Annotated in this window: 17 protein-coding genes and 1 pseudogene; 12 read left to right on the top strand and 6 right to left on the bottom strand. The window is 70.6% G+C overall.

The annotated features are described in order from the left end of the window. From Mth01_RS20185 to Mth01_RS20175, 3 genes are all read right to left on the bottom strand, one after another. A partial coding sequence (locus Mth01_RS20185; protein WP_204017457.1) for a cupin domain-containing protein occupies positions 1–669 on the bottom strand: 669 nt, incomplete at its 3' end. A 183-nt stretch (positions 670–852) separates the two neighbouring features. Further along, the gene (locus Mth01_RS20180) at positions 853–1,260 is read right to left on the bottom strand and encodes a putative zinc-binding protein (RefSeq protein WP_239089840.1); all 408 of its coding nucleotides are present in this window, start codon (positions 1,258–1,260) and stop codon (positions 853–855) included. Between the two features lie 144 nt (positions 1,261–1,404). After that, positions 1,405–1,815 carry a DUF1707 SHOCT-like domain-containing protein gene (locus tag Mth01_RS20175; protein ID WP_204017455.1) on the bottom strand — a complete coding sequence of 137 codons (411 nt, stop codon included), beginning with the start codon at positions 1,813–1,815 and terminating at the stop codon, positions 1,405–1,407. A gap of 443 nt (positions 1,816–2,258) precedes the next feature. Here Mth01_RS20175 and Mth01_RS20170 point away from each other — a divergent pair, with 443 nt between their 5' ends. The 3 genes from Mth01_RS20170 to Mth01_RS20160 all read left to right on the top strand — a co-directional run bounded on the left by Mth01_RS20170 (position 2,259) and on the right by Mth01_RS20160 (position 7,701). After that, a complete protein-coding gene (locus Mth01_RS20170; protein WP_204017454.1) occupies positions 2,259–3,602 on the top strand; it encodes a KamA family radical SAM protein in 1,344 nt (447 codons plus the stop codon). 237 nt (positions 3,603–3,839) lie between these two features. Beyond that, the gene (locus Mth01_RS20165; protein WP_204017453.1) at positions 3,840–4,106 is read left to right on the top strand and encodes a DUF6504 family protein; all 267 of its coding nucleotides are present in this window, start codon (positions 3,840–3,842) and stop codon (positions 4,104–4,106) included. 40 nt (positions 4,107–4,146) lie between these two features. Next, positions 4,147–7,701, top strand: coding sequence for a DNA polymerase III subunit alpha (locus Mth01_RS20160; protein ID WP_239089839.1), 3,555 nt, complete (start codon positions 4,147–4,149; stop codon positions 7,699–7,701). Between the two features lie 218 nt (positions 7,702–7,919). On the opposite strand, the pseudogene Mth01_RS29835 reads toward Mth01_RS20160, so the two are convergent. Beyond that, positions 7,920–8,504, bottom strand: a pseudogene (locus Mth01_RS29835) (DUF4328 domain-containing protein); the annotation flags it as partial. A gap of 163 nt (positions 8,505–8,667) precedes the next feature. Here Mth01_RS29835 and Mth01_RS20155 point away from each other — a divergent pair. After that, on the top strand, positions 8,668–9,606 hold the full coding sequence (locus Mth01_RS20155) for a DMT family transporter (RefSeq protein WP_239089838.1): 939 nt from the start codon (positions 8,668–8,670) through the stop codon (positions 9,604–9,606). A gap of 80 nt (positions 9,607–9,686) precedes the next feature. Here the strand turns inward: Mth01_RS20155 and Mth01_RS20150 are convergent, their stop codons facing one another. Together Mth01_RS20150 and Mth01_RS20145 are read right to left on the bottom strand one after the other, a co-directional pair. Further along, positions 9,687–10,757 (bottom strand): baeRF2 domain-containing protein, encoded by a 1,071-nt coding sequence (locus Mth01_RS20150; RefSeq protein WP_204017452.1) that lies wholly within the window; start codon positions 10,755–10,757, stop codon positions 9,687–9,689. Positions 10,758–10,768: 11 nt separating this feature from the next. Further along, on the bottom strand, positions 10,769–11,188 hold the full coding sequence (locus tag Mth01_RS20145; RefSeq protein ID WP_204017451.1) for a DUF2795 domain-containing protein: 420 nt from the start codon (positions 11,186–11,188) through the stop codon (positions 10,769–10,771). A gap of 134 nt (positions 11,189–11,322) precedes the next feature. Between Mth01_RS20145 and Mth01_RS20140 the strand changes: the two genes are divergently transcribed. From Mth01_RS20140 to Mth01_RS20105, 8 genes are all read left to right on the top strand, one after another. Continuing rightward, complete coding sequence (locus Mth01_RS20140) at positions 11,323–12,408, top strand: GNAT family N-acetyltransferase (RefSeq protein ID WP_204017450.1); 1,086 nt, start codon at positions 11,323–11,325, stop codon at positions 12,406–12,408. 130 nt (positions 12,409–12,538) lie between these two features. Then, entirely contained in the window at positions 12,539–13,516 is a 978-nt protein-coding gene (locus Mth01_RS20135) for a sirohydrochlorin chelatase (RefSeq protein ID WP_204017449.1), read from the top strand. Between the two features lie 63 nt (positions 13,517–13,579). Then, complete coding sequence (cobT, locus tag Mth01_RS20130; RefSeq protein WP_204017448.1) at positions 13,580–14,665, top strand: nicotinate-nucleotide--dimethylbenzimidazole phosphoribosyltransferase; 1,086 nt, start codon at positions 13,580–13,582, stop codon at positions 14,663–14,665. Positions 14,666–14,838: 173 nt separating this feature from the next. Then, positions 14,839–16,071, top strand: a complete 1,233-nt coding sequence (gene cobA, locus Mth01_RS20125; RefSeq protein WP_204017447.1) for a uroporphyrinogen-III C-methyltransferase — start codon at positions 14,839–14,841, stop codon at positions 16,069–16,071. Continuing rightward, on the top strand, positions 16,068–18,191 hold the full coding sequence (locus Mth01_RS20120; RefSeq protein ID WP_239089837.1) for a dynamin family protein: 2,124 nt from the start codon (positions 16,068–16,070) through the stop codon (positions 18,189–18,191). Before cobA ends, Mth01_RS20120 begins: the two co-directional genes overlap by 4 nt. Before the next feature lie 37 nt (positions 18,192–18,228). Next, the gene (locus tag Mth01_RS20115; protein ID WP_204017446.1) at positions 18,229–19,860 is read left to right on the top strand and encodes a GTPase; all 1,632 of its coding nucleotides are present in this window, start codon (positions 18,229–18,231) and stop codon (positions 19,858–19,860) included. Positions 19,861–20,031: 171 nt separating this feature from the next. Further along, positions 20,032–20,700 carry a single-stranded DNA-binding protein gene (locus Mth01_RS20110; protein ID WP_204017445.1) on the top strand — a complete coding sequence of 223 codons (669 nt, stop codon included), beginning with the start codon at positions 20,032–20,034 and terminating at the stop codon, positions 20,698–20,700. 141 nt (positions 20,701–20,841) lie between these two features. After that, entirely contained in the window at positions 20,842–22,230 is a 1,389-nt protein-coding gene (locus Mth01_RS20105) for a GGDEF domain-containing protein (protein ID WP_204017444.1), read from the top strand. Positions 22,231–22,237 lie beyond the last annotated feature (7 nt).

The raw sequence follows: 22,237 nt of genomic DNA, 5'->3' as shown, positions 1-22,237 counted from the left end.
GGCAGGCGGCGCGACCCGCGGTTGCTCCCCGAGCAGCGCGGGCGTGTAATTGTTGGGCTGCGCCAGCAACAGCTGCGTCATCAGCAGCCCCTCCATCTGCCTGAGGGCCAGTGGCTGGCCCAGCATGGCGCCGCCGGCCTCGGCCTCCTGGCGAAGCAGGTCGACGATCGACAGCCAGGACCGGGACGAGGGCTGGGTCAGGTCCATGCCCAGGGAGAAGGAGATCGGCCCGCGAAGTTGCCGTCCCAGCATGTTGCCGAGGTGGGATTCGAGTGCGGAGCGGTCGAATCGCACCATGAGCTGCGGGTTTCCGGCCGCCCAACGCAAGGTCAGCCGATCCGTCGGTGACAGTACGGAGGCGAGCTCCGTCGTGGACACGAGCCGGTCCCGGCCTTGGACCACCTCGGCGGCACCGGCCAGCGGGATCGCGACGAGAAAACTGCTCTCCCATGGGCGCGGCGTGATCAGCACCTCCGCTCCATAGTCGAGGGCGCACAGCCCGGTCCGATCGAAGTTCACCGCATTCATGCGGGCGTCGAGCCGAGACTCGCGCTGCGCCAGGCGCAGTCCGAAGGCAGGAAGGGTGCCTGTGACCTGGGCACGGGCCTCATCGAGGTCATGCGTGTGGAACCGCTCATGCGCGGCGAGCGGTAGCGACTGAGCGGTCATGTCCACCCCCTCGCGATCACGAGACCCGGACAGGTGTGGAGGGAGACAGCGGTCGCGCGATTTCCGCGAACCCAGGTTCAACCCGAACTAGGTTTCAACCCACACATATCGCTGCCAATTCCCCGGACGGCGACCCCGGCTGCCTGAACGGCTGGAGGTGGTGGCGGCATCCAACCCGCGTGATCAGGCAGTCATCGCCTTGTCGGCAGGGCCGGGTGAGGCCAATCGGTGAGCGGCCTCGACGACCGGTGCGAGCACGGTCTCGGCCTGCTCGGAGTCGTAGTCGATGTGCTTGCGCTTGGGCACGCCGTACGTGCCCAGCATGACGTGCTCGTCGGGGACCACGTCATGGCGCTTCAAAGTGGCGAGCACGCACGTCAGGGGACACCCGTCGAGAGCGAGGATCGGCCGTCCGGAGGTGGCCACCCGCACGAGGGACGGCACGTCCCCGCCGACGCCGGCGATGCACGACATCTCCGCCAGCCCCATGCGGTCGAGGCGCAGGGCCAGATCGTTGGCCATCTGCGCGGCACTGGAACAGCCTGAGCATGAGTAGACGAGGGGAAGACGGGCTCGTCTCGACCGCACCATGATCCGTCCCTTCCTTGAGCGACACACGTCATATCGATGCTGGCGCTCCGCTGTCTCCCCGGGGACCGGACCTTCGTCACCGATGAGGAGGACGTACGACCTCTGCGGGCGGCCCTCGTCCGCTCTTCCGCAGCCCTGAGGCGATCAGCAGTTGCGGCCGCGATGGCCTCGCCACAGGTGGCGGTTGGCGAGCAGCACCGCCACGACGATGGGGACCGCGAGGGGGAAGCGGCCCGTCGTCAGCAGGAGCGCCAGTCCCAGGGCGGTGGCGATTCCCGCCACCGTCAGGGCGTGCGGCAGGCCGGACGGGTGCGGTCGGGACGCGGGCCGCGACTGGGGAACCGACTGCGCCTGCGGCAGGTCGAAGATGAGGACGTCGAGATCGCGTCGGGTGCGGGCGTTGAGCACCGCGTCCAGGCGTTGGTCCAGTTCTTGAGAGTTGAGCCGGCCTTCGCTGAACGCCTCGTGGAGCATCGTCGTCACCGCGTCCCGTTCGGCGTCGCCCACCCGGATGAGATCGTTGTGAGGATTCGTCCGGGGGCCGTAGGGGGTCATCGTTTCTCCTAACCGGTGATTCTTCGCTGACCCTGCGATTTCATTCTGAACGATCGGCGAGCAATTGGCGAAGAATCGGACAAATTGATCGGCCCTACAGCGGCCCGAACGTGCTCCCCACCGTCTTCACCTTCAACGGCACCGTCCGCCAGACACTTTAACCCGATTAGCCCCTTTTGTACCTTTAATGCCTCTGATACCTTTAGTGTCTCTCAGGGCCGGGGCCGTCCCTTGTGGGCGGCCCTGCGTCGTTCTTGGTCGCGCCGAGATCCGTCCTTGTCCCCGGTGCCACTCACGCCTCACTGATATCGGTGGAACGGTGTAAAAAATGACAAACATGACAAAAGGCGTGACATCTGTTCAAATGGGAAGGGATTGCGAGCGCCTCGCCGGTGCCGTGATCGTGTAGGTTTCCCGCTTCCGACCCCAAGGAACGCCCCACGGTGACCTTGATTTACGATGCCGCACCCTCGGCTGCACCGACCCTGTCCCCCAAATTCCGCGTATTCACCACGAGACATCTGGACGAGCTCCTGGCACGGGCCGGGCTGACCCCCGATCAGCGGCTCACCGCCCGGGCCGTGGCCACAGTGCTGCCCTTCCGCACGAACAACTACGTCGTCGACGAGCTGATCGACTGGCATGCCGCGCCGGACGATCCGATCTACCGGCTGATCTTCCCGCAGGAGGACATGCTTCCTTCGGAGGATGTGGCCCACCTCGCGGACCTGCTGCGCCGGCAGGCGCCCACGGGTGAGGTCGCCGCCGCGGCGACGGCGGTGCGCAGGAGGCTCAATCCGCATCCGGCCGGGCAACTGCAGCTCAACGTCCCCACCTTCGCCGGAGACGAGCTGCCCGGCGTCCAGCACAAGTACGACGAGACGGCGCTGTTCTTCCCCAGGCAGGGGCAGACCTGCCACGCGTACTGCACCTACTGCTTCCGCTGGGCGCAGTTCGTCGGCGAGCCTGATCTGAAGATGGCCGCCGAGGATGTCGGCAGGTTGAAGGAGTACCTGCTGGCGCACCCGGGGATCACCGGTGTCCTGTTCACCGGCGGCGACCCGATGATCATGAGGGCGTCCGTGCTGAGCAGGCACATCGAGCCGCTGCTGGATCTGGAGCAGTTGGAGTCCATCCGGATCGGCACCAAGTCCCTGGCCTACTGGCCGTACAAGTTCCTGACCGACCCGGATGCCGACGACATGCTGCGCCTGTTCGAGAAGGTGGTGCGGTCGGGCCGGAACCTCGCCTTCATGGCGCACTTCACCCACCCACGGGAGTTGGCGTCCCCAGCGGTGGGCGAGGCGGTGCGCCGGATCCGCGACACCGGCGCGATCATCCGTACCCAGGCCCCGCTGATCCGTTCGATCAACGACGATGCGGTGCTCTGGGAGAGCATGTGGCGGCAGCAGACCCGCATGGGGATGATCCCCTACTACATGTTCGTCGAGCGCGACACCGGCCCGCAGGACTACTTCGCGGTGCCGCTCGCCCGGGCCCAGCAGATCTTCCGGGACGCCTACCGGAACGTTTCCGGCCTGGCTCGGACGGTGCGCGGCCCCTCGATGTCTGCGACTCCCGGCAAGGTCTGCGTCGACGGCGTCGTGGAGCTGTCAGGTGAGAAGGTCTTCGCGCTGCACCTCATCCAGTGCCGGGACTCCAGCCTGGTCAACCAGCCCTTCTTCGCCAAATACGACCCCGAAGCGATCTGGCTCGACGACCTCGAGCCCGCCTTCGCCGACCGGTTCCCCTTCGAGGATCTGACGTCGGCGAACGGTTCGCCCTGACGGGCGGTCGGCCCGATCCCGCGACGGACGACAGGGCCCGGCCGGCGAAACGACCGGCCGGGCCCATCGGCGTCTGACTCAGCCGCCCCGGCCCCGTCCGTGTGGGCCGGGCCTTGAGGTGTGGCGACTTGCGTTCGGGCTGCTGGGAACGTATGTTCGAAGTAGCGGCGAGTGACTTCGCCGGTCGATCCGCCCGTCTTCCCCCGGGTGGCAGGGAGAGCCACAGGGAGAAGGGTCTTGAGCAAGCTTTACGGCGATCCGATCGAGGTATGGAGCAGGGGCGGGCAGCCGGTCCAGTTCGTCTGGCGTGATCGGCTCTACACCATCCGTGAGGTGCAGGATCACTGGGTGGTCGCCCGCGAGTGGTGGAAGACCTCCGACAACGACCCCGGCGAGCGGCGTTTCTGGCGGGTGGCGGCCGCGACCGGCCGGGAGGTCGGAACTTATGAGCTGCGTTTTGACACCGCCGGCGGTGTCTGGCTCCTGCTGAGGGCATGGGACTGATGGAAAAGTTCCGGACGCGAGACGAGGTGGGAGGGCCCTGATGGCCCCCTTCATCCACCTTCATACGGCTTCTGCCTACTCCCTCAGGTACGGCACGGCCTTCCCGGACGCGCTCGCGCGGCGGGCGGCCGAGCATGGCATGGACATGCTCGCGCTGACCGACCGCGACGGCCTCTACGGCGCGATCAAGCACGTCCAGGCGTGTCATGACAGGGGCATCACGCCGATCGTCGGCGTCGACCTCGTCCTCCGCGACGGCCATGCCGTGTCGGTCCCGGGCAGTGGGAAACGCGGCGGGAACGGCGAGCCGCGGCGGATCGTCGTGCTGGCCCGGTCCGACGGCTGGGCGACGCTGTGCCGGCTGGTCACGGCCGCCCATCGGCTCGGAGAGCGCGGCGAGCCGTATGTCACGCCGGAGACGGTGGCCGAACACGCCGTCGGCACGGCCGGCATCGGGGCTGGCATCGGGGGCGGCGGGTCGCGGCTGACGGTGCTGCTCGGTCCCCGCTCGGACGTCGGCCGCGCGGTGGCCGAACGCCGCGACGACCGGGCCCGCGCGCTGCTGGACGCCTGGCGCTCCGCGGTGCCCGATGTCGTGGTCGAGGTGACCGACCTGTACGGCTACCGCGACGTGAACACGGCCACCCGCATGCTGGGCCTCGCCTACTCGATGGGCGTGCCCGCCGTGCTGACCAACGATGTCCGCTATCTGGACGCCGCCGACCACCAGGTCGGCAACGTGCTCGACGCGGCGCGCCGGCTCGTGCCGCTCCACCCGAGGCACGTCGATCACCCCACCGCGCACGCCTACCTCAAGGACGGCCGCGAGATGGCACGGGTGGTCCTCCGGATCTGCGGAGGCGACCTGGACCTGGCCGAACGGCTGCTGGGGGAGACGCGGCGGGTCGCCGAGCGGTGCGCGCTCGACCCCGTCGAGATCGTCCCCCTGCTCGATGCCGAGAATCCCCGGCTCCACCTGCCGGAGATCGGCGAGGACCCGGTGCCGCTGCTGCGCCGCCGCTGCGAGGACGGGCTGCGCCGCCGAGGGCTGAGCCGTCCGGGTTCGGCCCGTACGGCAGACGCACGCGGTCGGCTGGCCGCGGAGCTGGCGATCATCGAGAAGAAGCGGCTGTCCGGATATTTCATCACCGTCGCCGATATCACGGACCTGATCCGCTCGATGGGCGTCCGCTGCGCCATCCGCGGCTCCGGGGCGGGCAGCCTGGTCAACTACCTCATCGGCATCGGCGACGTGGACCCACTCGAACACGGCCTGCTGATGGAGCGCTTCCTGTCCGAGGGACGCCGCGGCCTGCCCGACATCGACGTCGACGTGGAGTCGGCGCGCCGCCTCGACTGCTACCGGGCGATCCTCGGCCGGTACGGCGAGACCGGCGTGGCCTGCGTCTCGATGATGGAGACCTACCGCGCCCGCAGCGCGATCCGGGACGTCGGGGCCGCCATGGGCCTGCCCCCGCATGAGATCGACGTCATCGCCAAGGCGTTCCCGCACGTCCGGGCCGGGCAGATCCGCGCCGCGCTGTCCGATCTGCCGGAACTACGCGACAGCGGGCTGAACGACCGGTCGCTGGAGACCGTGTTCCGGCTGGCCGAACGGCTCGACGGACTGCCCAGGCACATCGCGCTGCATCCGTGTGGTGTGCTGATCGGCAACTCCACGCTCCGCGACCGCACTCCGGTGGAGCGCAGCATGCTGGACTTCCCGATGTCGCAGTTCGACAAGGACGACGTCGAGCAGGCGGGCCTGCTCAAGCTCGACGTGCTCGGCGTGCGCATGCAGTCGGCGATGGCCTACTCCCTGCGGGAGATCGAACGGGTCGACGGCCGGAAGATCGACCTGGACTCCGTCCCCCGCGATGACCGGGACACCTACGACCTGATCCGCACCGGCCGCACGCTCGGCTGCTTCCAGATCGAGTCGCCGGGCCAGCGGGAGTTGGTCGCCAAGCTGGAACCCCGCACGATGCACGACCTGATCGTGGACATCTCCCTCTTCCGGCCGGGACCGGTCAACTCCGACATGGTCACGCCGTACCTGGAGGCCAGGCACGGATTCCGCGAACCGGACTATCCGCACGAGAAGCTTCGAGAGCCGCTCAGGGAGACCCACGGCGTGGTCGTCTTCCACGAGCAGGTGCTGAGGGTCGTCGACGTGATGACCGGATGCGGCCTGTCGGAGGCCGAGAAGGCACGCCGTGCCCTGGGTACGCCGGACGGCCGGGAGGCCGTGCGGGCCTGGTTCGTCCCGCTCGCCCGGGGCAGCGGCTTCGCCCCCGACGTGGTCGAGCGGGCGTGGCGGGTGCTCGACGCGTTCGGCGGGTTCGGGTTCTGCAAGGCGCATGCGGCGGCGTTCGCGCTGCCCACCTACCAGTCGGCGTGGCTGAAGCGGCATCACGCCGCCGCGTTCTTCGCCGGCGTGCTCACCCACGAGCCGGGCATGTATCCCGGCCGGGTGATCCTCGACGAGGCCCGCCAGTGCGGCGTCGACATCCTTCCGCTGGACGTCAACCACTCCGGCGGGACCTGGCTGGCCGAGCGGACCCCCGCCACCGGACACTCTGAGACCGGGCACGCCGGGATCGGGCGGGGGTACGGCCTGCGCGTGCCGTTCTCGGCCGTGAAGGGAGTGAGCGAGGCCGAGGTCGAGCGGATGGCCGCCGGACAGCCGTACACCTCGCTGGCCGACTTCTGGGAGCGGGCCCGCCCGTCGCGGCCGATCACTGAGCGGATCGTGGCGGTCGGCGGTCTCGACGCGCTGCACGGCCTGCGCCCGGGCGAGCCCAGATGGCGTCCGGGCGAGCTGACGAGGCGGGACCTGATCGCCCAGGTGGGCGCCCTCGATCGGGCCTCAGGCCGGGGAACCGCCGGACAGCTGCCCATGGGGTTCACCGAGCGGGTCGTGCCGGGGGAGCTGCCGGAGATGAGCGAGGCCGAGGCCGTCGAGGCGGAGCTCGCGATCCTCGGCATGGACGTCAGCCGCCACGTGATCGGCTTCCACGACGAACTGCTCGACGCGATCGGCGTGACCAGGTCCAGGGATCTGCTCCGGCGGCGCAACGGCGCCGAGATCCTGGTGGCGGGGGCGAAGGTCGCCACCCAGACCCCCGCCGTACGGTCGGGCCAGCGGGTGATCTTCACTACGCTGGACGACTCCACCGGCCCGATCGACCTGACGTTCTTCGAGTCCGTGCAGGCGCACACCGCCGCGACCGTGTTCGGATCGTGGCTGCTGGTCGCGAAGGGCGTGGTCAGGCGCACCGGGGCCAGGGCCGTCTCGCTGCGCGCCCTGAGCTGCTGGAACCTGCTCGACCTCGACCGGCTCTGGCGTGATCACGGCATCGACGCCGTGCGCGCCGTGCTGAGCGAGGCGCCCGCGCCGCCCGATGCGGCGGGCGCGGGCGTCGGCGGGCGGTCCATCGAGTACGCCAACGGCTACCGACTGTCGCCCTACTCCGACATCGGGCCCGCCCCGGGCGTCCGTGAGGGGCGGTTCCTGCGCCATCCGGAGGAGCCCCAGCGCCGGCTCTGGCATGCCAGCTCGGGCAGTTCGGGCCCGACCCCCTCCGCTCGGTGACCGTCCCGTACGGCACGGCGGTAGCTGGAACGATGCGCCGGTGCGCGGATCAGGCCCGGCCGTCCGGGATCGTCCCCGCCCTGCTGGATCGGATATGCCCGGCGGTCCTCAGGACTCCTCCCGGTTCCGCCGCTCCGGTCGTCACCCCTGTCATCCCGGTCGTCATCCCGGTCGTCATCACGGCACTCGTGGTCCTCGTGCAGGGAGGTGATCTCGCGGACCGTGGCCGCGCACAGGATCGCCGCGACCACGACGGCGGCCAACGCGGGCAGGCCGATTCCCGTCAGGTCCCGCCCCGGCTGCGTCGGACGGGCGAACACCAGGCCGAGCGCCCCCAGCCAGCTCAGCCACCAGCAGCCGACCAGCAGCAGCCATCGTGGCCGCTGCGCGCCAGGCCCCGGAGTGAGCCGGGGGCGGTTGTTCCGTACGGCTTCGCGCCAGGCCAGGTCGGCGAGGATCGGGGGCATCACCAGGTTGACGCCGGGTAGCAGCCACGCGGCGGCCAGTGCTGGCACTGGCGTGCCGGGTCGTACCCGCCGCAACCAGGCCAAATAGGCGGATCCGGCAAGCGCTGTCGCCGCCGCCACGGCGATTATCAAGATCGCGAAGGCGCTCACCGCCCCGACCACCTGGCCGGCCCCCGGCGCATCCGGATCACCGCCGAACGCCGCGAGCTGTCCGGCCAATCTCCGCCCTCTCGTCTCCTCGAAGACGGCAAGTGCCCCGATGGCCACGGCTTGGGCCGCCAGGCCCGCGTACACGCCGGCCGCCGACCGGCTCACCCCTGACGAAGCGGACCGCATTGCATCTCCCCCCCGGCATGCACGTCACTTGCCTCACTCCTATCCCTCCGGCGTTGTCCCTAATCGGCGTGGATCGCAGGCCGCCTGATCGAAAAAATGTTCCCCACGAGTCGGGTCGTTCCGTACTGTTGTCCCCGCTGTCAGATGAGCGAGGAGGACACGCATGAGTCGCCGGGGCTGGCTGCTGTTCCTGACGATGTGCTTCATCTGGGGCATTCCGTATCTGATGATCAAGGTGGCGGTCGAGAGCGTCTCGGTGCCCGTACTGATCTTCGCCCGCACCGCCGTCGGCGCCGCCGTCCTGCTCCCGTTGGCGCTGCGCGGCGGGCAGTTGGCCGGACTCATCCGTTACTGGCGGCCACTGCTCGCCTTCGCCACCATCGAGATCATCCTCCCGTGGTGGCTGCTGTCCGACGCGGAACGGCGGGTCTCCAGCTCGATGGCGGCCCTGGTCATCGCGGCGGCGCCGATCATCGCGGTGGTGGTCGCCAGGATCATCGGCGACGGCGACCGCCTCACCGCCACCCGATGGGCGGGCCTGGTGCTGGGCTTCGCCGGGGTCGTCGTGCTGGTCGGGCCCGACCTGCGGGGCGGTGACCCCTGGGCGATCGTCGAACTGCTGCTGACGGCGTGCGGGTACGCCACGGCCCCGCTGCTGGCGGCCCGCCGGCTCAAGGACGTTCCGTCGCTGCCGATGACCGCCGTCTGCCTCACCATCGCCGCGCTCGTCTACACGCCGGCGGCGGCGTTGAACTGGCCGCAGGTCATGCCCCCGGGACGGGTCCTGGCCGCACTGGCCGGTCTCGCCCTGATCTGCACCGCGCTGGCATTCGTTGTGTTCTTCGCGCTCATCCGAGAGGTCGGGCCCACTCGTTCGGTGATCTTCACCTACATCAACCCGGTCGTCGCGGTCCTGGCCGGAGTCGTCGTGCTCAGCGAGTCCGTCACGCCCGGCATGCTCCTCGCCTCCGCCCTCATCCTCGGCGGCTCGGTGACGGCGGCGGGCCGGCGCCGGTCACCCGAGGACGAGGCCGCGGACGACCTTCAGCGTGGGCTCGTCCCGGGGGCCCATGACCAGGAGGTCGGCGACCGGACTCCATGAAGTCGCAGGTCAGTCGCGATTGCTGAGAGTATTCGCAAAGATCACGCCCGGGGGGTGGTGGCCCTTGGTCGGGACGGCTGTCAGAAACGCAGTACGGCGCCCACTCCGTCGGGTGACGGGAGGTGGTCGACGAACCAGAGGTCGGCGTCCGTGCCGGCGACGGCCCGCGCCAGCGCGGAGTCGGCCCGCTCCTCGAACGGCTCGGCGACGCCCCAATCCAGCAGGTCGGCCCGGTCGGTGGACAGGTGGGTCGGCTCCGGGCCCACCCACACCGTGGCCGTCGACGAGGGGTCGTCGTGCAGCAGCAGCGTCCGCACGCGTGCCTCGCGCAGCGCCCGGGCCGTTTCCTGCAGTCCGGTCGCGTACGGCCCTGTCGCGTAGGCGTCGAGCAGTTCGGCACGGCATCGCTCGACCCAGGCCTCGCATGCCCGGTCCACGTCGGCCTCGAAATTCCGTCGGTCCGCTCCGGCGGCCCGGCTGCCGTGCTCGGCCACGGTGACCTTCCTGGCGGTGTCCTTGCTGAGTCGCTCCATCACGAGACCGCGCGACTTCGGGTCGCCGGCCAACACCACGATCTCGGCGCCGCTGTCGTGCGCCTCTCTGTCCACGACCTCGGCGACGGCGACGGCGTTGCGGCGCCAGGTCTCCTCGGCGTCGCGGTCGTATCGCGTCTGCGACCAGCCGCCCTTGCCGGTCTTCTGCATCGGATAGTCCGTTGTGGACTCCACCGTCAGCTCCCGTCGTGCGCCGTTCCGGGCGATGACCAGATCGGCTCCCGCGTGGTCCGCGAGCACCTCGAGATGTGGCACGGGCTCCCCGCGCTGGGCGAGCAGGGGGACCACGTGGGGGAGCGGCGACCACCGCGCGGTCTGCCTGCGCGGCTGCGTGTGGAGAGGACGGGCGAACACGACCTCTCCGCCGGTCGCGAACACGGCCCGGCCGGGCGCGACCACACGGGGATCCAGCACCAGTCCCCCGATGGGATCGAGGACGTCGGTCGGCGCGCCCGCCTCGGTCAGCCGCTCCCTGAGCATGGCCCAGCGCCGTTGGACCACGTCGGCCTGTCCCTGTTCGGACCGCTCGGTGTCGAGGTAGACCGAGGCGTACGGCCCCGGCCGGTCGTACAGCGGCCGGATGAAGTCGAGTCTCAACGCCCCTCCCGTCACCAGCGCCGGCGTTCGATCCCGAGCCCGAGAGCCTCGGCGACCTCGCCCACGTTGTGGAACCTGAAATGCTCGGGAAGCCGGCTCACCGCCTCTATCACGGCGTCCGGGGCATGCCTGCCCTCGGCGTGCGCCAGCAGTTTGCCCTGATCCGCGGGGTAGCCGGCGTCGCTCAGCCACTTGGCGAGGTTGCTCCGGCGCTCCACATCGGCGGGGGTGATGCCGCCGGGCGTCCCGGGCTCGTGGTGCGGAGAGTAGCTCCGGGGGGTCAGGTCCTCCTCGGGCAGATGTGAAGGTTCGGGTTCCTTCCACTCCTGCGCGTGGCTCGAGCCCGTTCCGCGTACGAGGCCCTGCGTCTCGTGCTTCTGCTCGTCGTCGAGGCGTGGGCCGTGCTTGTCGCTGCCGCGTTGGATACTCATGACCTCACCTCCCGATTAGGGTCACTGACGTGCCTCGTACCCGTAGCGACCGCGCCAAACATGGAGCGTGCCTGGGTCGGTGCCGCATTTAACCCCTTTCGGGTGAAAAATCCGGGTAGCTAGTGGAGTTGCGGGTGTTCGACGAGCGGCTGACGATCATCACTGAGCGGTTGGTGCTGCGACCGTTCCACCTGGACGACACGGCCCAGGTGAAGGTGGTGATCAAGGCGGGCGCGCACCCCACGACCCTGCCGCCGGGCGCTCCGGGGCACCCTTCGGGCATCGGACGGTGGCTGGCTCACGGGGTCCACGAGCTGTGGCGCTCCGGCCAGGGCATCCATCTCGCGATGCGGGCCCATGACGGCATCGTCGGCTCGATCAGCTTGTTCCGGGCGCAGTGGGCCGCAGGGATCGCCGAGGTGGGCTACGGCGTGCATCCGGCGCACCGGCGGCGCGGCTACGCGACCGAGGCGGTGCGCGGGCTCACCGACTGGCTTCTCGGTGAGGACGTGCTACGGAGGATCGAACTGCGCGCCAACTCGGACAACATCGCGTCCTTACGGGTCGCCGAGAAGGGGGGCTTCGTCCGGGAGGGGCTGCTGCGCGGCGGCGGGTTCGAGGACGACGGGCCGCACGACCTCGTGGTCTTCGGCCGGCTGCGGGGCGACGACCGTACGGCGGCCGAGGGGCGCCGGCTGGAGGGCGAGCGCCTGGTGCTGCGGCCGTTCGCGCGCGGGGACGCCTTCGACGTCCTGGAGGCGGTCAGGGACGACCCGGAGATGCGCCGCTGGCTGACCTGGACCGCCGGCTACACCCTGGAGCAGGCGATCGAGTGGTGCACCCGGCTCTCTCATCCGGCGGGTCCCGGCAACGGCGGCAGCTTCGCCATCGAGCCGCGGGAGGGCGGCCGGCTGGCCGGGGCGATCGGCGTGCAGCGCGAGGATCAGGAGCGCGGCGATGCCGAGGTGGGATACTGGATCGCGCCCTGGGCACGGCGGCGGGGGTACGCCGCGGAGGCCGTGCGCATGCTCACCGCCCACCTCTTGCGGTCGGGCCTCCAACGCGTCCACATGCTGGTCGCGACGGGCAACCACGCCAGCCGGGCGGTCGCGAGGCGGGCGGGGTTCGTCGAGGAGGGCATCCTGCGGCAGGCTCTTCCGGTGCCGGACGGTCGGGCCGATGCCGTACTGTTCGGGGTGCTAAAGGGGGAGATTTCATGACATTTGGTAAAGAATTCCTGCATGGTCTGGGCCGTACGGTCAAGCGGAGCCCATGATTGAGCGCGGAAGGCTATCCTCGCGAGCCGGGACGACGGCTGTTCGCAGGTCCAAGGCATGGGAGATCAGGTAGATGAAACCGCCGCTGCTGCTCATCGGCCATGGCACTCACGATGAGACCGGCGTGGCCGAGTTCGGCCGGTTCGTTCATCGACTCCGCTGCCGCCTCGACGGGCTTCCCGCCGAGGTGAGCGGTGGTTTCATCACGAAGGCCCGCCCGCCGCTCAGCGATTCCATCACCTCCCTCGTCACCCGGGGGCATCATCACGTGATCGCGGTGCCGCTCAGCCTGACCGGCGACCGGCGCGCTCTCGGCGACATCCCGGGCACGCTCGCACTGGAGCAGGAGCGGCACCCGACCCTCGAATACGACCTGGGCCGTCCTCTCGGCCCCGATCCCCGGGTGCTCGAACTGCTCGCGGAACGGCTCGCCGACGCTCGCGCCGAGATGCCGAGGTTCGTGACCGAGGAGGCCCCGGAGGAGATCGCGCCGGGCGAGACCGCCGTCGTGCTCGTCGGCTACGGCTCGACCGAGCCTGCCGTCAACGCCGAGGTCCACCGGGTCTCCCGGCTGTTCTGGGAGACCCACGCCGCCGACCTGCTCACCGTCGAGACTGCCTACGTGTCGCACAGCCGCCCCGGCGTGCCCGGCGGGATCGAGCGGTGCCGCAGGCTCGGCGCCAAGCGGGTGATCGTCCTGCCCTATGTCCTGTTCGCCGGCGCCATTCTCGAGCGGATCTGGGCGCAGGCGCTGGCCTACGGCGCCAACCACGAGGGCCTCGACATCCGGTGTGCCGAGGTGATCGGCGACTGCGAGGGCCTGGCGGATGTCGTCATCGACCGGTACGAGGAGGCGCTCGCCGGGGTCGGCCTGCCGCCCGGGCGGAGCCGGAACGCGTTCGACAAGATCGATGCGGTGGCTGACACTGAGATCGACGCCAAGCTCGACACAGAGAACGGCACCGGGATCGGCTCCAAGATCGACCGTAAGATCGAGACGGAGATCGGATCGGAGTCGCTGTCTCGGCCCGGCATCGCCAGCGCCGTCTGAGGAGCCCCGGCCAGGCGGTCGCCTCGAGGCCGTTTTCCGGGGGCATCCCGAGGAGGGTGAGCGGTGACGCCGATCGATGAGACGATCGCGGCCATTCGGCCGATCGACGCGCAGGCGATGGCGGAGGCGCGAGCGCATCAGGACCGGCTCACCAAACCGCGCGGCTCTCTCGGAGTGTTGGAGGACGTCGCGGTACGGCTGGCCGGGATCGCGGCGGTGTGTCCGCCTCCGCTCCCGACGCCGGCCGCGCTCGCGATCTTCGCCGCTGATCACGGTGTGCACGCCCGGGGAGTCTCACCCTGGCCCCAGGAGGTCACCGCACAGATGGTGGCCAACTTCACGGTCGGCGGGGCGGTGGCCAACGCGTTCGCCGCACAGGTGGGCGCCACGGTCACCGTCGTGGACGTGGGCGTGGCGGTCGACCTGCCGCCCGCGCCCGGACTGATCTCCCACAAGGTCGCGTACGGCACGGCCGACCTCTCCCGGGGGCCGGCGATGACGGCCGAGCAGACCCGGCAGGCCCTCGCGGCCGGGGCCGGAGTGGCTCGGGGCCTGGTGGCGGCCGGTCACCGCTGCCTGATCACCGGTGACATGGGGATCGCGAACACCACCGCGTCCGCCGCCTTGATCTGCGCGTTCACCGGTCGGGATGCCGAGTCCGTGACCGGACGGGGGACCGGCATCGACGACGCCACGCACCGGCACAAGATCGAGGTGGTACGGCAGGCCCTGCCGGCCAACGGCATCTCCCCGGCCGGAGCCGTACCCGCCGGACCTGAGGAGGCGCTGCGGGTGCTCGCCGCGGTCGGCGGCCTGGAGCACGCGGCGATAGCCGGGTTCGTCCTCGGCGCGGCGGCCGAGCGGGTGCCGGTCATCCTCGACGGGGTGATCGCGGGGTCGGCCGCGCTGGCGGCCGCCGCGCTGGCACCGGACGTGACCGGCTACTGCGTCGCGGGGCACCGATCGGCCGAGCCCGGCCACGCCGCCGCGCTGGCGCACCTCGGCCTGCGCCCCCTCGTGGACCTGGAACTGCGTCTCGGCGAGGGCACCGGCGGTCTGCTCGCCCAGCCGCTGGTCGCCGCCGCGGCCCGGGTCATGCACGAGGTCGCCACCTTCGACGCCGCCGGGGTGGCGGAGCAGAAAGCATGAGGCACCATTGGAGCGGGTCCGTGGGACAGGGCCGCGGGAATGACTGCCGACAGGGGCACGTCGCTCGCGGCTCCGACACGCCTCACGGCCCCAACCGGTGGATTGCCGTCGCAACCCGACGGTAGGTTTGCTTCCTAACAAGACATGCTTGACGGATTGAGGAGACAGGGGTCATGGCGCCCTACCTGCTCGGCCTGCGCCTCGACGGGCGGCGGGTGCTCGTCGTCGGCGGTGGACGCGTCGCACAGCGGCGGATCCCCGCCATGCTCGCCGCCGGAGCCTCGGTGACCCTTGTCTCGCCCGGCGTCACCCCGGCCCTCGACGACCTCATCGCGGCGGGCCGGGTTACCTGGGAGCGCCGGCCATATCAGGTCGGCGACTGCGACGGCGCCTGGCTGGTGCACGCCTGCACCGACCAGCGAGACGTGAACACGGCGGTCGCCGCCGAGGCCGACGCCAAGCGGATCTGGTGCGTGCGCGCCGACGACAAGGACGCCTCGGCCGCCTGGACGCCGGCCAGCGGGCGCGTCGACGAGGTGAGCGTGGCCGTGACCGCCGGAGGCGACCCCCGGCGTGCCGCCGGGATCCGCGACGCCGTGGTCGGCGCGCTGCGCGACGGCACGGTGGACGCCCGCCGCCACCGCAGCAAGCCCGTCGGCGTCGCGCTGGTCGGCGGAGGGCCGGGAGATCCGGGGCTGATCACCGTCCGGGGGCGCCAGCTCCTGTCGCAGGCCGACGTGGTCGTCGCCGACCGCCTCGCGCCCCGGGCCCTGCTCGACGAGCTGCCGCCCGATGTCGAGCTCGTCGACGCGGCGAAGGTCCCGTACGGCCGCTCACTCTCCCAGGAAAAGATCAACGAGCTGCTCGTCGAACGCGCCCGCGAGGGCAAGTTCGTGGTCAGGCTGAAGGGAGGCGACCCGTTCGTCTTCGGCCGCGGCGGTGAGGAGGCCATCGCCTGTGCGCGTGCGGGCATCCCGGTGACCGTCGTGCCCGGTGTCAGCAGCGCGGTCGCGGTCCCGGCCTCGGCCGGCGTCCCCGTCACCCATCGCGGCGTCAGCCAGGAGTTCCACGTGGTCTCGGTGCACGTCCCGCCGGGTGACCCCCGATCCACGGTCGACTGGCCGGCTCTGGCGCGATCGCGAGGGACGCTGGTCCTCCTGATGGCCGTCGAGCGGATCACCGAGATATCCGAGACCCTGCTCAGAGAGGGACGTTCACCGGAAACTCCCGCAATGGTGGTACAGGACGGTACGCTTCCGACGCAGCGAGCCGTCTCCGCCACACTGTCGACTGTGGCGGAACGGGTGGCCGCGGTCGGGGTACGGCCACCGGCGATCGCGATCATCGGCGAGGTCGTCAGAGTCGGCCAGGAGATCGAAATGGTGCGAGCGGAGCGGATCCCGTGAAATCCGCAGCCAGGCAGACGCCCGACAGTTCCGCGAACGGGGACGGTGACGCCGTGCCCGAGGAGTCGGCCATTGACGAGCACTCCGGGACGCCGGAGTCGGCGGAGACTCCGGCCGAGCAGACGATCGTGTTCCGTGCCATCCAAGGCGATGATCCCGGCCCCCATCCCCCGGACGTCGGCGAGCCGGAGGCCGAGGCCGTACCGGACGGGGTCGACACCGAGACGGACGAGCCTGCGGCGGCACCCGAAGCGGCCTCCTCTGAAGCGGACGAGCCCGAGGCCGACGCATCTGAGACCGACGCATCCGAAACCGACGCATCCGAGGCCGATGAGCCCGGGGGCGGCGATCCTGAGGGAGACGGGACCCGGGAGGACGGGCCGCGGGAGACCCCGGCCGGTCGGCGTCGCCGGGAGCTGCCGCTGCCGGAGCCGGTGTCGGCGGCGCTGACCGAGGCGCTCAACCAGCTGCGCGTGGCGGTCAAGGGGCTGCACTTCGGGCTCGACGTGCCGGGATCGGACGAGGCACGCAGGGCGCAGGCCGCCGTCTTGGCCCAGCTCGACGACTACGTCATCCCGCGCGTGCACATGAGCACGGCGCCCGCCCTGATCGTCGTGGCGGGCTCGACCGGCGCGGGCAAGTCGACCCTGGTCAACACGCTCGCCGCGCAGAAGGTCACGGCTACCGGAGTGCGCCGTCCCACCACCGCGACGCCCGTCCTCGCCTGCCACCCCGACGACTACGAGTGGTACGCCATGGGCGACCTGCTGGGCGGCCTGGCCAGGCTCGACCGCGGGGGAACGGACGGCGACGCGACGACGGGCGGCGCCACCGGTCCGGACGGCTTCCTGCTGGTCCCGACTCCGCGGCTGCCCCAGGATGTGGCCCTCCTGGACACTCCCGACATCGACTCGGTGGTGGAGGAGCACCACGAGAGCGCCCATCGGATGCTCGACGTGGCGGACCTGTGGATGTTCGTGACCACCGCGGCCCGGTACGCCGACGCCCCCTCCTGGGGTCTGCTGCGCCGGGCGAAGGAGCGCGGAGCGCGACTGGTCATCGTGCTCTCCCGGGTGCCGGCGAAGTCCCGGGACGTCATCGTCAAGCACTTCGGCCGGATGCTCGACGAGTACGGCCTGGGCGAGGTCGAGCGCTTTGTGATCAATGAGACGGTGGTCCGAGACGGGCGGCTGCCGGAGGTGGAGATCGCCGAGTTGCGGATGTGGCTGGCCGAGCTGTCCGTCGACGACCAGCGGCGCGCGGCCGCCGTACGGGCGACGTTGAACGGTGTGCTGAACAGCTTCCGGATCCGGCTCCCCGCCCTCGCCCGTCACCTGGAAACCCAGGTGGCACTCCGGGCCGACCTGCGCTCGGACGTCGACGCCGCCTATGCGGGCGTGCTCACCGAGATCGACGAGACCACCCGCAACGGCTCGCTGCTGCGCGGCGAGGTGCTGGCCCGCTGGCAGGACTTCGCCGGCTCCGGTGACCTCATGCGCACGCTCCAGTTGCGCCGCGGCGGCAAGAGCCGGCAGCAGGGCCCCGAGCGGGTGCCGCCACTCAGATCGGCCCTGCGCACCGCACTCGAATCCATGATTACTTCGGCTGCCCAGCGGGCGGCCGAAGACGTCGTCGCCCGCTGGCGGCAGCGCGCCGGGGCGGGTGACCGTCTGGCCGCCACTCCCGGGCTCGGCCGTCACTCCGAGGAACTGGTACGGAGGACGGCCGGCGCGATCAGCGCCTGGCAGGACCACGTGACCGAGCTGATCCGGACCGAGGGCGTGACCAAGCGATCGGTAGCGAAGATCATCTCGTTCGACGTGGAGTCACTCGCGTTGATCTTCACGGTCGGCCTGCTGGGGTACGGCGCCACCGACATGACGGCGGCCGGCGCCGGCACCAGTTCGCTGCCGCAGCGGCTGCTGCGTGGGCTGCTCGGCGCGGAGTCGCTGCGCGGCATCGGCGCGAAGGCTCGTAGCGATCTACGTGCGCGGATCGGCCTGCTCTTCGACGAGGAGATGCTCCGTTACGTGGACGTTCTGGACAACGCCGGAATTCCCGACGAGGCCGCCGCTACCCGGATGTACCAGGCGACCTACAACCTCGAGGTGGCGCGATGACCGAGCGCCGCGCCTCCGGTACGACGGTGAGGAGCGGATGAGCGCTGTCAGCATGGCGGAGAGGCAATACGGGCTTGGAACCCGGCTCGCTGCCCTCTCCCGGATCGTCGAACTCGGTCAGGCGAGGGTCGAGCCGGCCCTGCTGACCGAGGCCGCGCAACTGCTGCTGCGAGCCGGTGACCGGATGAAGCTGTCACCGGATCACACCGTGGTGGCCCTCGCCGGTGGCACCGGCAGCGGCAAGTCGTCCCTGTTCAATGCCGTCTCCGGACTGGAGCTCTCACCCATCGGGGTGAGGCGGCCGACCACTGCGCGTACCCATGCCTGCGTGTGGGGACTCGACGGCGCCGGCCCGCTGCTCGACTGGCTGCAGATCCAGTGGCGGCACCGTTTCGCCCGGGCCAGTGCCCTCGACAAGGGCGAGAGCCGCCTCCACGGGCTCATCCTGCTCGACCTGCCCGACCACGACTCGATCCGGGCGCTCACCGACCCCGAGGCCCACCGGCTGATTCAAGCCGCCGATCTGATCGTCTGGGTGCTCGACCCGCAGAAGTACGCGGACGCGTCCGTTCACCGGCGCTATGTCACCGACCTGGCCGGGCACGACGCGGTGACCGTCTTCGTGCTGAACCAGTGCGACCGCCTGGCGCCGGAGGAGGAGGCGGAGTGCGTCGCCGACCTGGCGGACCTGCTCAGGCGCGAGGGCGTCGCCGATCCCCAGGTGGTCGCGACTTCGGCCACCACAGGCAAGGGGATCGACGATCTCAAGGCCGTCCTGGCCGAGGCCGTCGCGGCCCGCAGGGCCGCACACCAGCGGCTGGAAGCCGACCTCGACCGGCTGATGCTGCGGATCGCCGCGGACCTGCCGGAGATCCGGCACGTCGAGCCGACCGTCGACGGCGTCCGCAGGGCGGGACTGACCGGCGCGCTGTGCGATGCCGTGGGCGTCTCCGCGCTCGGTGAGGCGATGGAGAACGTGTACGGCGTGCGTTCGATCGACTGGGTCGGCTGGCCGTACGCCCGTTGGGCCGCGAAGCTGCGTCCCGATCCCGCCGGCACCCTGCGGCTCGGCGGGGTGAAGGAGGAAATCCGCGGCCTCGTCGGCAGCACCGTCAGTGCCCAGCCCGCCGAGGTGGACAACGCCGTGCTGTCGCTGGCGAACGGGCTGTCCGCGGACATGCCCGAGGTATGGCAGCGCGGCGTGCGTGAGGCCGCCCGGTCGGGGCCGGGGCGGCTTACCGAGGCGCTGTCGCGTGAACTGGCTCAGGTCGCGCCGCCGCTCGACCGGGTGCCCGCCTGGTGGTGGCTGCTGAAGATCTGGCAGTACCTGCTGGTGGTGATGTCCGTGGCCGGCCTGGCCTGGGGCGGCTCGATCCTCGCGTTCGGAGTCTTCAAGCTCGGCAGGCCGCCCGCCCAGTTGCTCGGCGATGTCGCGGTCCTGCCCTGGCTGGGGCTGATGGTGATCAGTGTGCTGGGGCTCGGTCTCCTGTCCGGGGTGGCCGGCCGGAATTCCGTACTGCTGGGGGCGGGCAGGGAACGCGACCGCCTCGAGCGCGACATGCGGCGCCGAGTCGGCGCGATCACAAAGGACATGGTCATCGAACCGGTGGAGCGGGAGATGCGCCGCTACAACGAGTTCTTCGACGCGATGGCCACTGCCAACCGCTGATCCCCGCGTGACTGAACCCGTGTGACTGAACCCGTGTGACTGAACCCGCGTGACGGCGGGAGGGCCGCGGCGGTTCTCCACAGAACGCCGTTCGGTGACGCGGAGCCCGGACGGCGAGCGCCAAGGTGGGCTGCGGGCCTGGCGAGCGTCCGGGCCCGTGGGAGGCATTTCATGAGCGACATCTACGTCACGCTGAGCGGGAACGTCACCAAAGACCCCGAACAGTTCCAGTTGCCGGACGGCTCACGCGTCACGACCATGCGGATGGCCGTCAATCGGCGTTTCCTCGACCCGCAGACCAACTCCTGGCAGAACCGGGACACCACCTTCTACACGGTCCGCTGCTTTCGCAGGCTCGGCGACAACGTCCAGCAGTCTGTCCGGAGAGGCCAGCCGGTCGTCGTGTACGGCAGGCTGCGGGTCCGGCAGTACGAGCGCAACGGCGAGCAGCGGTACTGGGTCGAGATAGAGGCCAGCTCGGTGGGCCACGACCTGAAGTACGGCATCGCCGCGTTCGAGCGACCTGGCTACGCCGGCGGTGCGCCGAGGGAAGCGGAGCGGCGGTCTTTGGAGGAGGCCACTCGGGCTCCTGAGGCCGCCCGGGCCCCGGCGGCGGCTCTGTTGGAGTCCCTGCCGGAGTCCCTGCCGGAGGCGCGGGGGAGCGCCATGCCGCACCCCCTGGCCGACACCGACGCCGACAGCGTGCCGAGTGGCAGGGCGGGCGACGGGGCGCAGGCCGAGATCGAGGTCGTCGGTGACGCTGACGGTGACGTCGACGGCGGCGAGGGCGACGGCGAGGGCGACGAGCCCGGCTGGCCGGAACAGCGGCTGGCCGCCTGATCGCGACCCGGCGCCTCAAATCGGACCCCTGGTGACAGATCGTGACGTGCCAAGGTAGTGGTTCCCATCGCGTTCCGCACCCTCCGCAACTATTGTGTTACACATCGTGAGATGCTGTTTTGGGGTGCGTTGGGGGGTGGCATGACGGCAACGGGTCGGGCATCCGCGAAACCGCGAGACTCCGTCTGCTCGCCGGGCCGGTGGCCCCTGCTGGCCCAGTCGCGTGCGCTCGTGGCCTACCTGTGCGCGATCGTCACGCTCGATCTGGTCTTGATCGGTGTCCTGACGAGATCGACGGAATTCCGGCTCGCCGACCTCGCGACGTTCGCCGCGCTCACCGCTTGCGGAGCCGTGTGCATCGAGGCGACCCGTCGTCTCGGCATGCCGGCCGGAGTGTCGCGTGACCTGCTGTCGGCATGGTGGCTGCCAGTGGCGTTCCTGCTGCCGCCGGTTTACGCGCTGCTGGCGCCCGTTCCGCTGCAGATCCTGCTCCAACTCAGGGTGCGGGCGACGGTTCTCCACCGGAGGGTCTTCACCTCGGCCGCCATCGGGCTGGCCGCGGGTGCCGCGTCGGTGCTGTTCCATTCGTGGATCGGCGACGGCGTGGGGCTGTTCAGGTCAGTGGGGCCGCCCGGCGACGCGGTGTCATCCGGGCGGGTCGGAGCGGCGGGGGATGCCGGACCGGTGGCGGCCGACCTGTCCACAGGCGGCGGACAGGCCATCGGCGTCGCGGTGGTGTGCGCCGTCGTCTTCACGGTTCTCAACATCGCGCTCATCGCCGTCGCAGCCCACGCGGCCGATCCGGAAGGCCGGTGGGGAGAGGTCCTATGGGATCGCGAGCGGTTCCTGCTCGACGCGGTGGAGCTGTGCCTCGGCGTGATGGTGGCCGTGCTCTGCGGGCTCAACCTCGCACTGCTGCTGCTCCTGTTGCCACCTGTCGTGTTGCTCCAGCGCAGCCTGCTGCACGCCCAACTCCAGGCCGCGGCCCGCACCGATCCCAAAACGGGGCTGCTCAACGCGGCGGCCTGGCAGCGTGAGGCCGACACGGAGATCGGCCGGGCGCAGCGCCTGGGCAGCCCGCTCGCACTGATCCTGGTGGACATCGATCACTTCAAGAAGGTCAACGACACCTACGGTCACCTCGTGGGCGATCAGGTGCTGATCCAGGTGGCCGCCACCCTGCGCAGTCAGCTCCGCGAATACGACGTGGTGGGCCGGTTCGGCGGTGAGGAGTTCGTCGTGCTGCTGCCCGGCACTGACGTGAGCGAGGCGCGGCGGGTGGCCGAGCGGTTGCGTACCCGGGTGGGCCGGATGGCGGTGGCCGCCGAGCAGGCGATGGTCACGGTGACGGTATCGGCCGGCGTCGCCATCATGAACCTGCACGGCGCCGACCTGATCGAGTTGCTCGCCGCAGCGGATCTCGCGCTGTACCGGGCCAAGGAACTGGGCAGGGACCGCATCTGCCTGCCGGCCACCCCGATCGCTCCGCCCCCGCGCAGACCGGACAGCACCACCGGCGGCATCCCCTAGTGCCGCG

The sequence above is a fragment of the Sphaerimonospora thailandensis genome (assembly GCF_016863115.1).
GTDB lineage: Bacteria > Actinomycetota > Actinomycetes > Streptosporangiales > Streptosporangiaceae > Sphaerimonospora > Sphaerimonospora cavernae.
The sequence above is the reverse complement of the archived record's forward strand: the minus strand, read 5'-3'. Positions and strand labels throughout refer to the sequence as shown.